17 protein-coding genes are annotated in these 16,320 nt (G+C 68.9%); 8 read left to right on the top strand and 9 right to left on the bottom strand.

Annotated features, from left to right (window positions below; genetic code table 11):
* Positions 1 to 59 precede the first annotated feature (59 nt).
* The gene (locus ACWF7A_RS20130; RefSeq protein WP_452251971.1) at positions 60 to 1,019 is read left to right on the top strand and encodes a zinc-binding dehydrogenase; all 960 of its coding nucleotides are present in this window, start codon (positions 60 to 62) and stop codon (positions 1,017 to 1,019) included.
* 703 nt (positions 1,020 to 1,722) lie between these two features.
* Here the strand turns inward: ACWF7A_RS20130 and ACWF7A_RS20125 are convergent.
* Both ACWF7A_RS20125 and ACWF7A_RS20120 read right to left on the bottom strand, forming a co-directional pair.
* On the bottom strand, positions 1,723 to 2,007 hold the full coding sequence (locus tag ACWF7A_RS20125; protein WP_452251970.1) for a MoaD/ThiS family protein: 285 nt from the start codon (positions 2,005 to 2,007) through the stop codon (positions 1,723 to 1,725).
* The gene (locus ACWF7A_RS20120) at positions 2,004 to 3,083 is read right to left on the bottom strand and encodes a WD40/YVTN/BNR-like repeat-containing protein (protein WP_452251969.1); all 1,080 of its coding nucleotides are present in this window, start codon (positions 3,081 to 3,083) and stop codon (positions 2,004 to 2,006) included. The genes ACWF7A_RS20125 and ACWF7A_RS20120 overlap by 4 nt, the downstream gene beginning before the upstream one ends.
* Before the next feature lie 148 nt (positions 3,084 to 3,231).
* On the opposite strand from ACWF7A_RS20120, the gene ACWF7A_RS20115 reads away from it, so the two are divergent.
* Positions 3,232 to 4,920 (top strand): acyl-CoA dehydrogenase family protein, encoded by a 1,689-nt coding sequence (locus ACWF7A_RS20115; protein WP_452251968.1) that lies wholly within the window; start codon positions 3,232 to 3,234, stop codon positions 4,918 to 4,920.
* Here ACWF7A_RS20115 and ACWF7A_RS20110 read toward each other — a convergent pair.
* Entirely contained in the window at positions 4,917 to 5,561 is a 645-nt protein-coding gene (locus ACWF7A_RS20110; protein ID WP_452251967.1) for a TetR/AcrR family transcriptional regulator, read from the bottom strand. The genes ACWF7A_RS20115 and ACWF7A_RS20110 overlap by 4 nt on opposite strands.
* A 53-nt stretch (positions 5,562 to 5,614) precedes the next feature.
* Between ACWF7A_RS20110 and ACWF7A_RS20105 the strand changes: the two genes are divergently transcribed.
* Complete coding sequence (locus ACWF7A_RS20105) at positions 5,615 to 6,055, top strand: ester cyclase (RefSeq protein WP_452251966.1); 441 nt, start codon at positions 5,615 to 5,617, stop codon at positions 6,053 to 6,055.
* On the opposite strand, the gene ACWF7A_RS20100 is transcribed toward ACWF7A_RS20105, so the two are convergent.
* From ACWF7A_RS20100 to ACWF7A_RS20080, 5 genes are all read right to left on the bottom strand, one after another.
* On the bottom strand, positions 6,052 to 6,951 hold the full coding sequence (locus ACWF7A_RS20100; RefSeq protein ID WP_452251965.1) for an asparaginase: 900 nt from the start codon (positions 6,949 to 6,951) through the stop codon (positions 6,052 to 6,054). The two genes, ACWF7A_RS20105 and ACWF7A_RS20100, sit on opposite strands and share 4 nt — an antisense overlap.
* Positions 6,932 to 7,699 carry an amino acid ABC transporter permease gene (locus ACWF7A_RS20095; protein WP_452251964.1) on the bottom strand — a complete coding sequence of 256 codons (768 nt, stop codon included), beginning with the start codon at positions 7,697 to 7,699 and terminating at the stop codon, positions 6,932 to 6,934. The genes ACWF7A_RS20100 and ACWF7A_RS20095 overlap by 20 nt, the downstream gene beginning before the upstream one ends.
* A complete protein-coding gene (locus ACWF7A_RS20090) occupies positions 7,699 to 8,313 on the bottom strand; it encodes an amino acid ABC transporter permease (RefSeq protein WP_452251963.1) in 615 nt (204 codons plus the stop codon). Before ACWF7A_RS20090 ends, ACWF7A_RS20095 begins: the two co-directional genes overlap by 1 nt.
* On the bottom strand, positions 8,310 to 9,188 hold the full coding sequence (locus ACWF7A_RS20085) for a glutamate ABC transporter substrate-binding protein (protein ID WP_452251962.1): 879 nt from the start codon (positions 9,186 to 9,188) through the stop codon (positions 8,310 to 8,312). The genes ACWF7A_RS20090 and ACWF7A_RS20085 overlap by 4 nt, the downstream gene beginning before the upstream one ends.
* 109 nt (positions 9,189 to 9,297) lie before the next feature.
* Positions 9,298 to 9,504 carry a cold-shock protein gene (locus ACWF7A_RS20080; RefSeq protein WP_030468404.1) on the bottom strand — a complete coding sequence of 69 codons (207 nt, stop codon included), beginning with the start codon at positions 9,502 to 9,504 and terminating at the stop codon, positions 9,298 to 9,300.
* Positions 9,505 to 9,761: 257 nt separating this feature from the next.
* Here ACWF7A_RS20080 and ACWF7A_RS20075 point away from each other — a divergent pair, with 257 nt between their 5' ends.
* Both ACWF7A_RS20075 and ACWF7A_RS20070 read left to right on the top strand, forming a co-directional pair.
* Positions 9,762 to 9,971 carry a hypothetical protein gene (locus ACWF7A_RS20075; protein WP_452251961.1) on the top strand — a complete coding sequence of 70 codons (210 nt, stop codon included), beginning with the start codon at positions 9,762 to 9,764 and terminating at the stop codon, positions 9,969 to 9,971.
* Positions 9,972 to 9,983: 12 nt separating this feature from the next.
* Complete coding sequence (locus ACWF7A_RS20070) at positions 9,984 to 10,751, top strand: hypothetical protein (protein ID WP_452251960.1); 768 nt, start codon at positions 9,984 to 9,986, stop codon at positions 10,749 to 10,751.
* A 9-nt stretch (positions 10,752 to 10,760) separates the two neighbouring features.
* On the opposite strand, the gene ACWF7A_RS20065 is transcribed toward ACWF7A_RS20070, so the two are convergent.
* Positions 10,761 to 11,858, bottom strand: a complete 1,098-nt coding sequence (locus ACWF7A_RS20065; RefSeq protein WP_452251959.1) for a sugar ABC transporter substrate-binding protein — start codon at positions 11,856 to 11,858, stop codon at positions 10,761 to 10,763.
* 229 nt (positions 11,859 to 12,087) lie between these two features.
* Between ACWF7A_RS20065 and ACWF7A_RS20060 the strand changes: the two genes are divergently transcribed.
* From ACWF7A_RS20060 to ACWF7A_RS20050, 3 genes are all read left to right on the top strand, one after another.
* Positions 12,088 to 13,788 (top strand): S8 family serine peptidase, encoded by a 1,701-nt coding sequence (locus ACWF7A_RS20060; protein ID WP_452252188.1) that lies wholly within the window; start codon positions 12,088 to 12,090, stop codon positions 13,786 to 13,788.
* Positions 13,789 to 13,958: 170 nt separating this feature from the next.
* Entirely contained in the window at positions 13,959 to 14,675 is a 717-nt protein-coding gene (locus ACWF7A_RS20055; RefSeq protein ID WP_452251958.1) for a helix-turn-helix domain-containing protein, read from the top strand.
* A 52-nt stretch (positions 14,676 to 14,727) separates the two neighbouring features.
* Positions 14,728 to 16,188, top strand: a complete 1,461-nt coding sequence (locus ACWF7A_RS20050) for an alpha/beta hydrolase (protein WP_452251957.1) — start codon at positions 14,728 to 14,730, stop codon at positions 16,186 to 16,188.
* Positions 16,189 to 16,320 lie beyond the last annotated feature (132 nt).

The raw sequence follows: 16,320 nt of genomic DNA, 5'->3' as shown, positions 1-16,320 counted from the left end.
AAACTGGAGCTTTTACGGTGGGACGCGACCAGTTGATCGAGGTGGGGGATGTGGTTGCGATGCGTGCCGTCCGAGTGCACGAGTTCGGCGGACCCGAGGTGCTGCGCGAGGAGGAGATCCCGGACCCGGTGGCGGGCCCGGGACAGGTCGTGGTGGCCCTGGAGGTCGCCGACGTGATCTTCCTGGACACCCTGCTGCGCGGCGGCTGGGGCGGCGAGTACTTCCCGTTGACACCGCCCTACGTGCCCGGCGGAGGAGGCGCGGGCCACGTGCTCTCGGTGGGCGAGGGCGTGGACCCGGCATGGCTGGGACGGCGCGTCATCGCCCGAGGCGCCGGCGGGTACGCCGAGCAGATCGTGTTCGCCGCCGAGGAGATCGTCCCGATCCCGGACGGCCTGGCCTCGACCACCGCCGCCGCGATGGTGCACGACGGTGCCACCGCGGTGCTCCTGTCCCGCCGCGCGGAGATCAAAGCGGGCGAGTGGGTCCTGGTGGCGGCCGCGGCGGGCGGTGCGGGTTCGTTGCTCGTGCAGCTCCTGCGGGATGCGGGGGCACGGGTGATCGCCGCGGCTCGGGGCGAACGCAAGCTCGCGCTGGCCCGGGAGTTGGGGGCGGAGGTCGCCGTCGACTACTCGCTGGACGGCTGGCAGCAGCAGGTCCGTGAGGCGACCGGTGGTGTCGGCCTCGCGTTCGACGGGGCGGGAGGAGCACTGGGCAAGGCGACGTTCGAGGTGGTGTCCGACGGCGGGCGCTTCGTCACCTACGGCTCGTCGGACGGGTTCGCCGACGTCGATCTCGCGGAGGCGGCGCGGCGGAAGGTCGAGGTGGACGACGTGCTGGGCGCCGGCCCGCCTGCCCCGGACGTGGTGCGCGGGTTGCTCACGGACGCGCTCGGCCTTGCCGCGGAGGGGCGGATTCGGCCGGTGATCAGTGCGACGTACTCGTTGGCGGAGGCCGGGGACGCGCACCGGTCGCTCGAGGGACGCGCCACGCTCGGCAAGTCGCTGCTGGTGGTGTGAGGGGTCGCGGGCCGGGGCGGCGGGGAGTGTCGGCCGGGGCCGAGGGTGTGGGGCTGGGCGGTTGAGGTGGCGGCCGGGGCCGAGGGTGTGGGCTTGGGCGGTTGAGGTGGCAGCCGGGTAGAGGGCGAGCCGGGTAGAGGGCGAGCCGGGCATTTGGGGCGGCAGCCGGCCTTCCGGCTGGCCAGAGGGTGTGGGGCTGGGCAGAGGGGCAGGCTTGGCCAGGAAGTCGGCTAGGCATTGGGGTGGCGGCCCGACCTTCAGGCTGGCCAGTGACTGGGCTGGCCAGCGACTGGGCCAGCCACCGACACACTCGGCCGGTCGCTGGACTAGGTAACAGCAGACTCGGCCGGTGGCTGGGCTGGCAGCAGCGGACTCGGCCGGTGGCTGGACTCGCCAACGGCGGACGCGGCTGGTCAGCGGCGAACTCGGCCGGTCGCTGGACTCGCCAACAGCAGACTCGCTGGCCAACGGCGGACTCGGCCGGTCGCTGAACTCGCCAACAGCAGACTCGCTGGCCAACGGCGGGCTTGGCCGGTGGGTGGTTTGGCCGGTGGGTGGTTGGGCCGGTGGGTGGTTGGGCCGGTGGGTGGTTGGGCCGGTGGGTGGCTTGGCGCATACGCCGCAAAGCCGCGGCGGCAGCTCGCCGCAACGCTGGGGTGCGCCGCCATCCCCGGTCGGCGCACCCCGGCACCACGCCAGGCGATCAGCCCCCTGCCACGCTCGGCAGGATCTGGATCTCGGCCCCCGCCGGTAGCGGCGTGGCCGGGCCGGCGAGGCGGCGGCACTCCTCGCCGTTGACGTAGAAGTTCACGTAGCGGCGGAGGGTGGCTCGTTCGTCGCGCAGGCGGCGGTCCAGGAGCGGGTAGGTGTCTGCCAGGACGTCCAGGGCACCGCCCAGGGTGGCTGGGTCCGGGACCTCCACGTCCAGGTGGGCCGCGCCGTCTGTCGCCGTGCGGAGGACGCCCGGGATCAGGACCTTGACCTTCACGTCGGGATCACCGCCGCCCGCACCGACATCACGTCCGGGAGGTGGGCTGCCACCTGGTGCCACGTCTCGCCCTCGTCGGGGCTGGCGTAGACCTCGCCCGAGCGGGAGCCGAAGTAGACGCCGGGGACCTCGGCGGTGTCGGTGCACATCGCGTCGCGCATCACCGCGGTCCAGAAGCCGTCCGGCAGGCCTGCACCCAGGGCCTGCCAGGTCTTGCCCGCGTCGCGCGAGCGGTAGACGCGGCACTTGCCCTCCGGTGGGAAGCGGCGGCCGTCGGCCTCGATCGGGAACGTGAAGATCGTGTCCGGGTCGTGGGGGTGGACGACCATCGCGAAGCCGAAGTCGGTGGGCAGGCCCTCGGCGATCGACTGCCAGGTGTCGCCTCCGTCGTCGCTGCGGTAGACGCCGTGGTGGTTCTGGGCGTAGAAGCGGGAAGCCAGCGCCGGGTGCTGGGCGACCTTGTGGACGCACTGACCGAACTCCGGCCACGGGTCCGGGAAGAAGTACGCCTTGATGCCCTTGTTGCGGGCCTCCCAGGACTTGCCCCCGTCCGCGGTGCGGTAGACGCCGCCGGTCGACATCGCCACCAGCATCCGGTCCGGGTCGACCGGGTCGGGCACGATCGTGTGGACGGCCTGGCCGCCGAAGCCCGCCTCCCACTCCGGGCGGTGCGGGTGGTTCCAGAGGCCCTCGACGAACTCGAACGAACGGCCTCCGTCGGAGGACTTGAACAGCGCCGACGGCTGGGTGCCCGCCCACACGACGCCCGGCTGCGAGTCCGGGGCGGGCTGCAGCTGCCAGACGCGCTCCAGGGCCGCGTCGTCCACCGGGAACGCGATCGGCGGCGTGGAGGACTCCTCCCAGCTCTCCCCCAGGTCGTCCGAGATGGACACGCCGGGGCCGAAGTGCGGTGAGGCCACGCCCGCCAGCAGGCGGAGGCCCGACCGCGCGTCGAACGCGACCGCGTACACCTCCTGCATCGCGTGGTGCGGGCCGTCGACCTGCCACGAGACACGGTCCTCACTGCGGGCGAGCCACAGCCCCTTGCGCGTACCGATCGCCACAACCACCGTCATCGCAACGCGACCTCCTGAACGGGAGAGATGTGATGCGGAGCACGTTACGCCGGGGGTCTGACAATTTCTGAGCAGGAGGGAAACCCCACGTAGACCCACAAGTTACTCACTGGTAGCGTCCGAACGCAGAGACGCAAGGAGGCGCACAGTGCTGCTCGACCCGAACCACTACGACCCGGCCCACCTCGACGACGAGACCCGCCGCCTGCTCAGGGCGACCGTCGACTGGTTCGAGGCCCGCGGCAAGCGGCAGCTCATCGCGGACGCGCAGGACAAGGTCTGGTACACCGAGTTCCTCGACTTCGTGAAGCGGGAGAAGCTCTTCGCCACCTTCTGCACCCCGAGCGGCGTCGACGGCACCAAGCGCTGGGACGCCGCCCGCAACGCCGCGTTCAGCGAGGTGCTGGGCTTCTACGGCCTGCAGTACTGGTACGCCTGGCAGGTCACGGTCCTCGGCCTCGGCCCCATCTGGATGAGCGGCAACGAAGAGGCCAAGCAGAAGGCGGCCGCCCTCCTCGACAGCGGCGCGGTCTTCGCGTTCGGCCTCTCCGAGAAGGAGCACGGCGCCGACGTCTACAGCACCGACATGATCGTCACGCCCACCGAGGACGGCTACACCGCGACCGGCGGCAAGTACTACATCGGCAACGGCAACGTCGCCGGCATGGTCAGCGTCTTCGGCAAGCTCGCCGACTCCGACGAGTACGTCTTCTTCGCCGTCGACAGCCAGCACGAGAACTTCCACCTGGTCAAGAACGTCGTCGACAGCCAGATGTTCGTCAGCGAGTTCCGCCTCGACGGCTACCCCCTCACCGACGCCGACGTCCTGCACCGCGGCCCGGACGCCTTCTCCGCCGCGCTCAACACCGTCAACGTCGGCAAGTTCAACCTCTGCACGGCGAGCATCGGCATCTGCGAGCACTCGTTCCACGAGGCGATCACCCACGCCCACAACCGGATCCTCTACGGCAACCCGGTCACGGACTTTCCGCACGTGCGCCAGAACTTCGTCGACGCGTACGCGCGCCTCACCGCCATGAAGCTCTTCGCGGACCGCAGTGTCGACTACTTCCGCAGCGCCAACGAGAACGACCGCCGCTACCTCCTCTTCAACCCCATCACCAAGATGAAGGTGACGAGCGAGGGCGAGCAGGTGATCGACCTGCTCTGGGACGTCATCGCCGCCAAGGGCTTCGAGAAGGACACCTACTTCACCCGCGCCACGGCCGACATCCGCGCGCTGCCCAAGCTCGAGGGCACCGTCCACGTGAACCTGGCCCTGGTGCTCAAGTTCATGCCGAACTACCTCTTCAACCCCAAGGCCTACGACGAGGTCCCGACCCGCCACGACGCGACGGACGACGACTTCTTCTGGCACCAGGGCCCCGCGCGCGGCCTCGGCAAGATCCAGTTCCACGACTGGGAGCCGGTCTACGCCGAGCACGCCCACCTGCCCAACGTGAAGCTGTTCCACGAGCAGGCCAAGGCAATCAAGACGCTGCTCACCACCGCGGCGCCGGACGAGGCCCAGCAGAAGGACCTCGACTTCCTGCTGAACCTCGGCCACCTCTTCACCCTGGTCGTCTACGGCCAGCTGGTGCTGGAGCAGGCGAAGATCACCGGTACCGACCAGCAGGTCCTCGACCAGATCTTCGACGTGCTGGTCCGCGACTTCGCCGGGTACGCGACCGCCCTGCACGGCAAGGCGAGCAGCACCGAGGCCCAGCAGCAGTGGGCGATCGGGCAGATCCGCAAGCCGCACGTCGACCAGGCCCGCTTCGACGCCGTGTGGCAGCAGGTGGTCGCGCTCTCGGGCCAGTACGAGATGCGTCCCTAACCCTGGTACCGCTCCAACGCCGCGATCATGAGTTCGAGCCCGAACTCGAACTCGTGATCGTGGTCGTAGGTCCCGAGCTCGTCGATCACCCCGGCGGACAACGGGAACGCCGTCACGTCCACGTCCCCGTACGGCGACAACGCGATCCCGCCGAGCTCAGGTGAGGTCGCGACCTCCCGCATCAACGTGCCCAGCAGGTACGACACCATCGCGCGCATCATCCCGACGGCGATCTTGCCCCGGAAGCCGGCGCGGTCGAAGTTCAGCAGCGCCGCCTCGATCGTGCGGAACCCCGCCTCCCCGCTCAGCCTCCGCGTCGCCAGCATCACGAACGCGCGGGGGTGCCGGCGCGCCATCGCCCGCACCGCACGGGCGTGCGCCCGGATGTGGTCACGCCAGTCATCGCTGTCCACGTGGTACGGCTGCGCCTCGGCCATGATCCGCTCGGCGGCGAGGTCGACGAGCACCGCCTTGTTCGGCACGTGGTTGTACAACGACATCGTGCCCGCGCCCAGCTCGGCGGCGAGGCGGCGCATCGAGACGGCCTCGACGCCCTCGCACTCGATCAGCCGCACGGCCGCGTCGACGATGCGGGCGCGGGTCAGCGGCTCACGCGGCGAGGACACTGGCGGAGACCCCATGACGTGGAGTAACTTCCCTGCGACGTACGGCGTACGTAGGAGGGTCAGCCGGCATGACCGAGTCCAAGGCGCTCAGAGCGCTGCGTGAAGCGATCGTCTTGGAGCACATGGAGTCGCAGAACGACCACGACTTCGACACCTCTCTGAACACGTTTCCGCACCCCCGCTACGAGATCATGGCGTCCGGCCAGGTCCTCGACGGCGTCGACGCGGTCCGGGACTACTGGCAGCGCACCCGCGCGGCCTTTCCCGACCAGCGCAACAAGGTCATCGACGTCCACCACGCGGGCAGCGCCGTGATCGTCGAGTTCGAACTGCAGGGCACGCACCTCGGCAGCCTCACCGGGGAAGAAGTTACCGGACGGTCGTTCAAGGTCAGGATGGCCGGTTTCTTCCTCTTCGACAAGGACGTCCTCGTCTGCCAGCGGGTGTACGGCGACACGGCGACCGTCCTGGCCCAGCTCGGCATGCTCGAAGTGCCCGAGCAGTTCTAGAACACCACCCGGACCTCCCCGACGACCTGCCCGCCACCGAGCACCGGCACGGACAGGGACTCCTTCGCGGGCGACACGTCGAACCCCAGCGCGGCGAGCGCCGTGAGCCCGATCGCCGTGGTGGCACGGGGACTGCCGTCGAGCACCTTCACCGCGACGGCGTGCCCGGCGGCGGTCGCCAGCACCAGCACACCCTCCGCACCGCCCTTGGCCACGACGCCGGGCAACTGCTGCATGACCACGGTGTTCACGTGCCCGGTGCCGCCGACGAACTCGGGAAACCCGCGCATGGCATCGGCGACGGGCGTGCGCAGCAACCCCTGAATCGCGCGCGCCAAGCCGTGCAACGACAACCCGTACACCGGCGCACCACAACCGTCGATCGCCGTGTGCGCCACGGACTCGCCGGACAGCTCCTCCACCGTCCGCATCACCAGCTGCTGCAACGGATGTGCCGGCTCCAAATAGGTCTGCGTCGGCCACCGCGCCGCCACGCACGCCGAGAGCATCGCCGCGTGCTTGCCGGAGCAGTTCATCCGCACCCGGGACGGTTCGGCCACCCGTTGCCTCGTCGCCTCGTCCTCGGGCCAGGACGGCGGACAGCGCAGCAACCCCACCGGCAACCCTCCGAGCAGCTGCATCACCAGCTCGACGTGCCGGTTCTCCCCCGTGTGCGACCCGGCCGCGATCGCCAGCGCGGGCCCGGCCAGCGGCGCTCCGGCGGACAGGCACGCCAGCGCCTGGAACGGCTTCATGCACGACCGCGGCAGCACCGGGTCCTCCACCGCGCCGACGGACACGCCCACGGCACCGGACGGCAGCAGGCCGACGACGCTGCCGTGGTGCAGGCTCTCCACGAACCCCGACCGGGTCACCTCAGCGAGCAGTGCGGGCACGAGCAGCCTCCAGCCGGTGGGCCAGCCTGGACAGAGCCAGGTTCACCACGAGGTAGACGAACGCGACGACGATGAACGTCTGGATGAGCAGACCGTTGTAGTTCGCGAGCACCCGCCCGTTGAACAACAACTCCGTGTAGGACACGACATAGCCCAGCGAGGTGTCCTTCAGCAGGCTCACGGCCTGGGTGACGAGCAACGGCGTCATGTGCCGCACGGCCTGTGGCAGCACCACGAACCGCGTCACCACGCCGTCCGGCATGCCGAGCGACAGCCCCGCCTCGCGCTGACCGGGATCGACCGACTCCACGCCTGCCCGGAAGATCACCGCGTAGGACGCCGCGTGCGACAACGCCAGCGGCACCACGAGCTTCCAGAACAGCGGCAGGTTCACGCCGAACGACGGCAGCACGAACAGCATCACGTACACGAGCAGCAGCACCGGAACCGTGCGCATGACCTCGGCGTAGGCGCGCGTGAACCGGTTGGGACGCAAAGCGAGCAGCAACCCGCCCGCCATCGCCAGCACACCCGTCGCACATGCCGCCACCACCGTCGACCACAGGCCCCCGAGCAGATAACGCCAGACGGGCCAGGTCAGATACGGCCTCCACCGAACCGGGTCCAGCTGGCCGTTCGCGGCGAACTGCCGCAGCCCCAGGGCCAGGAGCCCGAGCAGCACCGCGGCGGACACCACCGAGACCCAGAAGACGCGGCGGCGGAACCGGGGACCGGGAGCGTCGAACATCAGGCCAGCCGCCGTTCCAGCACGCGGGCACCGAACCCGATCCCGGCCGCCATCACCAGATAGCAGAGCCCGACGCCGGTGAACACGAGCAGCGGCTGCGCCAGTTCGAGGTTGATCCGTTGCGCCGCACGGGTCATGTCCACTACTCCGACCACACCGGCGAGTGCCGTCGCCATCGTCAGCGCGATCGCGATGTTCGCCAACGGCTGCACGACCCGGCGAGCGGCCTGCGGCAGGACCACGTGCCGCAACGACTGGCGGAACGTGAGTCCCAGCGCCCGTGCGGCCTCACCCTGCCCGGTCGCCACCGAGTGCACACCCGACCGCAGCGCCTCGGCCACGAAAGCCGCCTCGTACAGCGCGATCGCCGTGAAGGCCGTCCAGAACAACGGCATGGTCACGCCCACCTCGGGCAGCCCGAACACGAACAACACCAGCCACGCGAGCAGCGGGATGTTGCGCCACACCTCGACGTAGACCGCTCCGACCCCGCGCAGCAACGGCACCGGCACGATCCTCAGCACGGCCACCAGCAGCCCGACGAGCAGCGCGCCGGCGAACGACAGCAGGGTCAGGGCGACGGTGTTCAGAAAGCCTTCGAGGACCAGGCTCATGAGGCGATCGCGGGTGGCGCCGGCGCGTCGCCGGTGACCACGGTGCCGATCGTCTGCTTCCAGACCTCCTGCCACAGCCCCGACTTGCCGATCTCGCGCAGCCAGTCGTTCACGAACTTCGTGAACTCGGCATCCCCGTGCTCGATGCCGATGCCGTACGGGTCCTCGGTGAACGGCTCCCCGACCAGCTGCAGCTCGCTGTCCTTGGAGGCGTCGGCGACCAGGATCGCCTGGTCCTGGACGTAGGCCTCGCCGCGGCCCTGCTTCAACGCCGTCACGCACTCGGGATCGGAGCCGAACTCGACGATCTTCGCGGTGGGTGCCGCTTCCTGAACCGCTTTCACCCCAGGGGTGTTGGCGCCGACGATGACGGTCCTGCCCGCCAGATCAGCGGGTTTCGCGATCCCGGACGTCCCCTTGCGCACCGCGATCGACTGCCCCGACTGGTAGTACGGTCCGGCGAACGAGACGCGCTCCCGACGGGCGGGCGTGATGGTGTAGGTCTGGATGATGACGTCGACGGTCCCGTTGGCCAGCAACGGTTCGCGGGTCTCCGAGGTGGCGGACAACAGCTCCGTCGAGGGCTTGCCGACGACGTACTGCGCGAGCAGCTTGCCGAGGTAGGCGTCGAAGCCGGTGAGCTCGCCGCTGATCGGGTCGAGCTGGGAGAGCAGCGGGGCGTCCTGGGAGCCGCCGATCAGCAGCCTGCCGCGCTTCTTGATGCGGTCGACGGTCGAGCCGGGAGTCACCTGGCCTGCGAAAACAGGTGCTTTGGCGAGCAGCGCGTCGATCTTGCCGCCGCCCGGCACGGCGTCCGAGCCGCCGGAGCACCCGGCCACGAAGAGCAACAGAGCAGCTACGAACAGTCTCCCCATGCCCCGAAGCTACTGATCACCGGCGAAGAGGCACAAGACGCAGCAAAGCCGCCTGTCCGATACAGGACAAGCGGCTCGGCTTCAGATCAGATGTGCTGACCGGTCGGACTCAGACGGCGCGAACGCCCTGGGCCTGCGGACCCTTCTGGCCCTGACCGATCTCGAACTCGACCCGCTGGTTCTCCTCGAGAGCCTTGTAGCCGTTCATCTGGATCTCGGAGTAGTGGACGAACACGTCGGCGCCACCGTTGTCAGGGGAGATGAAGCCGAAGCCCTTCTCCGCGTTGAACCACTTGACGGTGCCCTGTACTGCCATCTTGCTACTTCTCCTCTAACAGGTGCCGGATCGCGCTCGCGACCACCGGGTCAGGTCGAAGCGGCGTCTTCTCCGGAACCTGGAGAACCCGCACAACTCGCGACCTCGTTCCGCGAGCGGGGTGATCCACGAACACGAAACGTACGACCGCAGACAGTCAACCACGGCTCCCCGCCCCCAGTCGAGCCATCGATTTCGCTGCTACCGTGAGATCCCAAATGAGTCACCGGAGGTCCCCAGTGTCGGAGCAGACAGCGATGTCGATCACGGTCTCCGTGGCACCGCAGACCTCCGGAGGCCTCGCCGCGCTCGCCGCGAAGCACCTCGTGGACACCGCTTCCGAACCCGCCGCGAAAGACCGCGGGAACGGCCGCACGACCATCTCCAACAAGCTGGTCGGACCCGTCAGCGGCACCGTGTTCCAGATCGGCACCGTCCACAACATGAACATGCCGGAAGGCCGGTAACCTGGAGGGTCGTTGACCCAGGGGGCCGTGGCTTTGACCGGCAGCGAACGACTGCTCTTCTTCTTCATCGGCTTGGTGACCACATTCGTGTTCATCCGCATCAGCGTGCGCATGATCCGGGCGAAGGTGCGGTGGTGGCCGGGCAACATCGTGCACGGCGACACGCACGTGCACCACGTCGTGTTCGGCACCGTGCTGTTGCTGCTGTCCAGCGTCACGAGCCTCGTCATCCCGGACGACATGCACGGCGCGAGACTCGCCGCCTCGGCCGTGCTCGGAGTGGGCGCGGCGCTGGTGCTGGACGAGTTCGCGCTGATCCTGCACCTGAGGGACGTCTACTGGACGAAGGCGGGCCGGCTGTCCGTCGACGCGGTGTTCCTCGCCGTCGGCCTGACGGGCACGTTCCTGCTGGGCGCGCGCCCGTTCGGCTACGACGAGGTGCTGCAGCTCAACCCGGAGACGACGCCGGCGTCCACGTTCACGCTGCGGGTGATCGCCATCGGCGTGAACCTGTGCTTCGCCATAGTGGCGCTGCTCAAGGGCAAGATCTGGACGGGGCTGCTCGGCCTGCTCGTGCCGGTGGTGCCCGCCGTGGGCGCCGTGCGGCTGGCACGGCCCGGCTCACCGTGGGCGCGCTGGCGCTACCTGGAGGGCTCGCGCAAGCTGACCCGCGCGTACCGCCGGGAGGCGCGGATCAGGCAGCCGATCATCAAGGCGAAGATCGCCGTGCAGGAGTTCATCTCGGGACGTCACGACCTGCCGGATCACGACAGGTCGTGACGGGGCTTCTCACCCTCCGAGGATGTCCTGCTGGGCGCAGGCCGGGGCCAGGGCGCCGGCGCACAGCTCCGCCGGCTTGATGATGCCCTCGGTGACCAGCGTCCGGATGTTGTCCTTCTTGATCAGCGTCGCGCCGAGCAGCACCGACTTCACGTCGCGCCGCGAGACCGGGTCCCGCAGGTTGCCGGTGGCGAGGTCGTCGGCACCCGAGAGGTCTCCCTTCGCGATCGCGATCGCGAGCCTGGCCGCAGCTTCGGCCTCGTCGCGCACCGGCTTGTAGACGGTGACGCACTGGTCGCCCGCGAGCACCGCCCGCAGACCGTCCACTGTGGCGTCCTGACCGGTGACGGGGACCTTCAGGTTCTTCTTCTTGAGCACCGCGATGACCGCGCCGGCCAGACCGTCGTTGGCCGCGACCACGCCGTCGACCTTGCCGCCGTTGCCGTCGAGGATCTGTTCGAACAGCTTCCCGCCGAGCTCGTTGTCCCAGTTGTCGATGGGCTGCGACTTGACGAGCTTGAGCGCGCCGCTGTCGTACTTCGGCGCGAGCCGCGACTTCTGGCCCTGGGTGAACAGCGTGGCGTTGTGGTCGGTCGGAGCGCCCTCGATCTCGATGATGTTGGCGCCCGGCTTCTCCCCGAGGCAGCCCAGCAGACCGTCCGCCTGGAGCTGGCCGACGTTCACGCTGTCGAAGCCGACGTGGTACTCCGCCTGGCCACCGAGGGTCACGCGGTCGTAGTCGATGACCGGGATGCCCGCGGCCTTCGCCTTCTTCTGCACCGCGAGACCGCCCGCCGCCGACAGCGGCGTGATCATCATGACCTTCACCTTGCGGCGGATCATCTCGTCGGCGATCTGCGCGAACTTCCCCTCGTCACCCTCGGCGTTCTCCATGAACGGTTCGATGTCCGCGTAGTTGAACGCCTGTGTGAGCAGTGGGCGGTCCTGCTCTTCCCAACGCGCGGATGTCGTTCGGTCGGGAAGGATTACCCCGACGATTGGTTTGGGACCGCGCGTAGGCAGCGTCGGAGAGCCCTGACCAGCGTCACCACAGGCAGAGAGGAGAAAGAGCAGGCACGCCGACGATGCCATTACCCGTCTTCGCATAAACGCGGAGTCCAGTCCTTGAATCTTGTTAAGTCAAGATTTCTTCTCATAACATCACGCTCCGCTTCCGATCGGCTACAGTTCGATTCCGTACGAAAGGCGCTGATGCGTGGCGCATTTTCGTGTCACTGTGTCCAACTTGGGCGGCAATCGGGGGCCGCACCGTGTTGTTGGATCCAGCCCTGACCGGGTGTGAGGAGACAGCTAGGTGAGAACGCGCAGAACCGTGATGGCGGTGGCGGCAACGGTGTCGCTGATCGCAGCGGGCACTTCGGCGGCGGGGGCCGCTCCGGCCACCACAGGGCCGACCACGGAGTACACCGTCCTTCTGGAAGAACCCGGAAACCGCGACTTCGCGATCGACGCCGTGGAAGCGGCGGGCGGCGAGGTCGTGCGGAGCAACGACGCCGTCGGTCTGCTGACGGTCAAGGCGCCCGCGAACGGCTTCGCGGAGAAGGTTTCCGCTTCGAGCGCGATCGTCGGTGCCGCTCGGTCCAAGCCGATCGGGCACGCGCCCGCGGCGAAGGCCGAGAAGACCAAGCGCGACAACGTCGAGAAGGAGAACAAGGGCGAGAAGCCGAACAAGGCTCCCGCCCAGCAGGGATCGACGGCCGGCATGGACCCGCTCGACGGGGACCTGTGGGGCCTGAACCTCGTTCGCTCCAACATCGCGCGGGCCAAGCAGGCCGGCGACAAGCGCGTGTACGTCGGCATCCTCGACACCGGTGTGGACGGTTCCCACCCGGACATCGCGCCGAACTTCAACAACGAGCTCTCGCGCAACTTCACCGTCGACATCCCGAACGACTCCGACGGTGGCGTGTTCGACGGCCCGTGTGAGTTCCGCGGCTGTGTCGACCCGGCGAACTGGGACGACGGCGGCCACGGCACGCACGTCGCCGGCACCATCGGCGCCGCTGCCAACGGTTTCGGCATCTCCGGTGTCGCGCCGGGCGTCTCGCTCGTCAACATCCGCGGTGGGCAGGACGCGGGTTCGTTCTTCCTGAACCCGGTCGTCGACGCGCTCACCTACGGCGCCGACATCGGCCTGGACGTCATCAACATGTCGTTCTACGTCGACCCCTGGTACATGAACTGCGCCAACGACCCCACGGCCTCGGCCGAGGAGCAGCTGGAGCAGCGCACGATCATCGCGACCGTGCAGCGCGCGCTGAACTACGCGCACCGCAAGGGCGTCACGCTGATCGGTGCCGGTGGCAACAACCACGAGGACCTGGGCAAGCCGCGCCAGGACACCGTGAGCCCGAACTACCCGCCGGGCCACAACCGCCCGCGTCCGGTCGACAACGCGACGTGCCTCAACCTCCCGACCGAGGGCAACCACGTCATCTCCGTGTCGTCCCTCGGCCCGTCGACCAACAAGGCCGACTACTCGAACTACGGCGTTGAGCAGACGGCGCTCTCGGCTCCCGGTGGTTACTTCCGCGACGGCCTCGGCACGCCGTGGTACCGCACCAACGAGAACCTGATCCTGTCGACCTACCCGCGCAACGTCGCTCTCGCCGAAGGCGCGATCGACGAGGCCGGCAACATAACCGAGGCCGGTCTGGCCGCCGGTGTGAAGAAGGCCGTGCAGGGCGACAAGGTCGGCTACTACCAGTACCTGCAGGGCACCTCGATGGCCGCCCCGCACGCCGCCGGTGTCGCCGCGCTGGTCGTCAGCGAGTACGGCAAGAAGGACAAGAAGAACCCCGGTCTGACCCTCGACCCGGACAAGGTCGAGAAGGTCCTCTACAAGACCGCGACGCAGCGCGCCTGCCCGAACCCGCGCACCGTGTCGTACGTCAACGTGGGCCGCACGCCGGAGTTCGACGCCACCTGTGAGGGTGACGCGAAGTTCAACGGCTTCTACGGTCACGGCATCGTGGACGCCTACGGCGCTGTCACCCGCGGGAAGCAGTTCCTGTAAGTCCTTGTGACAGAACAAAAGGCCCCCGGTGTCTTGCCGGGGGCCTTTTGCGTGCGACGAAAGTGGACTCTCCCCCGACACCTTCGTCTGAACTGTTCCGGCCTGCCTTGACCGTGCCGTAGCGGCATAGTTTCAACTGGGTCCTGTCAGCAACCGGGGAGGAGGACGTCGTGGCGTGGAGCACCAGTCAGCTGGCCGATCTCGCCGGCACGACGTTGCGCACGATCCGGCACTACCACGACGTGGGCCTGCTCGCCGAGCCGGAACGCCGCGCCAACGGCTACAAGAGCTACGGCGTGCCCCACCTCGTGCGGGTGCTGAGGATCAAGCGCCTCACCGACCTCGGGTTGTCGCTCACTCAGATCGCGGAGCTCGGCGACGGGGACGAACATCCTCGCGAGGCGTTGCGGGAGCTCGACACCGAGCTGGCCGCGCAGATCGAACGCCTGCAGCGGATCAGGGCCGAGCTGGCTCTGGTGCTGCGCCAGGAGGTGCCGACCGACCTGCCGCCGGACGTCGCGACGATGATCGAGAACGCGAACCTGTCGCCGCAGGACCGCTCGTTCACCGTCGTGCTGGCCCAGCTCCTCTCGCCGGAGACGCTGGCGAGGTACGCCGGGACGCTGAAGGACTACGCGCGGGATCCGGCGGTCATAGCGTTCGACACGCTGCCGGAGGACGCGGACGAGGCGACCCGGCAGGCCGTGGCGGACGCGATGCGCGAGATGCCGTACATGGCGCAGATGCGGGCCGCGTTCCCGGATCCGGCCGGCCTGTGGAGCGACGCGCCGCGCGGCGTGGAGCACGCGAGACGGACCGTCATCAAGGTCCTGGTCGAGCTCTACAACAAGGCCCAGCTGGACGTTCTCGTCCGCATGAACGGCTGAGCACTCATTTGTGGCGCACCGAGAGAGTGCGTCGTCGGGGAGGTATTTGCTAATGCGAAAGACACTGTCGCTGACCGCGGTCGTGACCGCGGCCGCAGCACTGGTGGCTGTACCGGGGGTGTCAGCCGCCGCCACGCCGAAGCCCGAGGTGCAGTGGGTCGCCTGTCCCACCGACGTGGCGCTGCCCGGCCTGGAGTGCGGAAAGCTCCAGCTGCCGCTCGACTACCGCAAGCCCGAGGGCCGCAGGACGGAGGTGATGATCACCCGGTTGGCGAGCAAGAACCCCGCGAAGCGCAAGGGGATCCTGCTGACCAACCCCGGCGGGCCGAGCGAGGGCCTGACGTTCCCGGCCGTGCTGAAGGCGGTCGGACTGCCGCAGGACGTGCAGGACGCGTACGACATCATCGGCATGGACCCGCGAGGCATCGGTTACAGCTCACCGTCCACGTGCGACATGACCGACGAGCAGATGGCGGACGGCAGCGTACCTCCGTACGCCAACAACTCGGCCGAGGTGCGTCAGCGTGCCGAGGAGGTCAAGAAGATCGCCGAGCAGTGCCTCAAGTCGTCCTCGGCCGGTGAACTGCCGTACAACACGACGGCGAACATCGCGCGTGACTACGACTCGGTCCGTGCGGCGCTGGGCGAGAAGAAGGCGTCGTTCCTCGGGTACTCGTACGGCTCGTACCTGGGTTCGGTGTACGCCACGCTGTTCCCGAAGACCTCCGACCGGGTCGTGATCGACAGCAACCTGCCCAAGGGCGGCTGGGACGTCGAGGGCGGCCGGCTGATGGGCCGCGGCGTCGAGGACACGTTCCCCGACTTCGCGAAGTGGGCGGCGGCGCACCCCGAGTACAACCTGGGCACGACGCCGCAGCAGGTGCGCGCCAAGTTCTTCGACCTGGCCGCACGGCTCGACAAGAAGCCCTCGGTGGAGGGCATCGACGGCAGGCTGTTCCGCTTCCTCACCTTCACGGCCCTCTACGCCACGGGTGACGAGGCCTTCGCGAAGCACGCCGCCTCCTGGAAGGCCTTCGACACCGGCCAGCCGCAGCCGCCGCAGGAGTACCCGGAGGTCCCGCGCGTCCAGGCCCTGCTGGCGGGCCGCCTGAACGTGATGTGCGGTGACTCCGCCTGGCCGTCGTCGGTCGGCACCTACGAGCGCAACGTGGCGATCGACCGCGTCCGCCACCCGATGTTCGGCGCGGGCGCCGCGAACATCCAGCCGTGCGCCTTCTTCCCCAAGCCGGTGGAGAAGCAGGTCCTGCCGTCCGACCGGGGCCCGCGCAACGTGCTGCTGGTGCAGAACGAGCGCGACCCCGCGACGCCGCTGGTCGGCGCCCAGTCGACGCGCCGCGCGTTCGGCGACAGGGCCGCGATGATCACGATCGACCAGGGTGGGCACGGCGCCTACATCTTCGGCAAGAACAAGTGCGCCAACAACAAGGTCACCGAGTACCTGCTCGGCGGACAGCGTCCGAACGACCAGAAGTGCGCCGCTGAGAACGGCTGATGACAGTGGAGGGTGCGGGGCGGGCGCCCCCCCCGCCCCCGCCCCGGGGGGGGGGCCCGGCCGCGGGGGAATAAAAAAAAGAACCCGGCCCCCGGAGGGGGGGGGGGTGTAGGGGGGGGGGGGGGGGGAAGT

The organism is Lentzea sp. NPDC055074 (assembly GCF_053608005.1).
The sequence above is the reverse complement of the archived record's forward strand: the minus strand, read 5'-3'. Positions and strand labels throughout refer to the sequence as shown.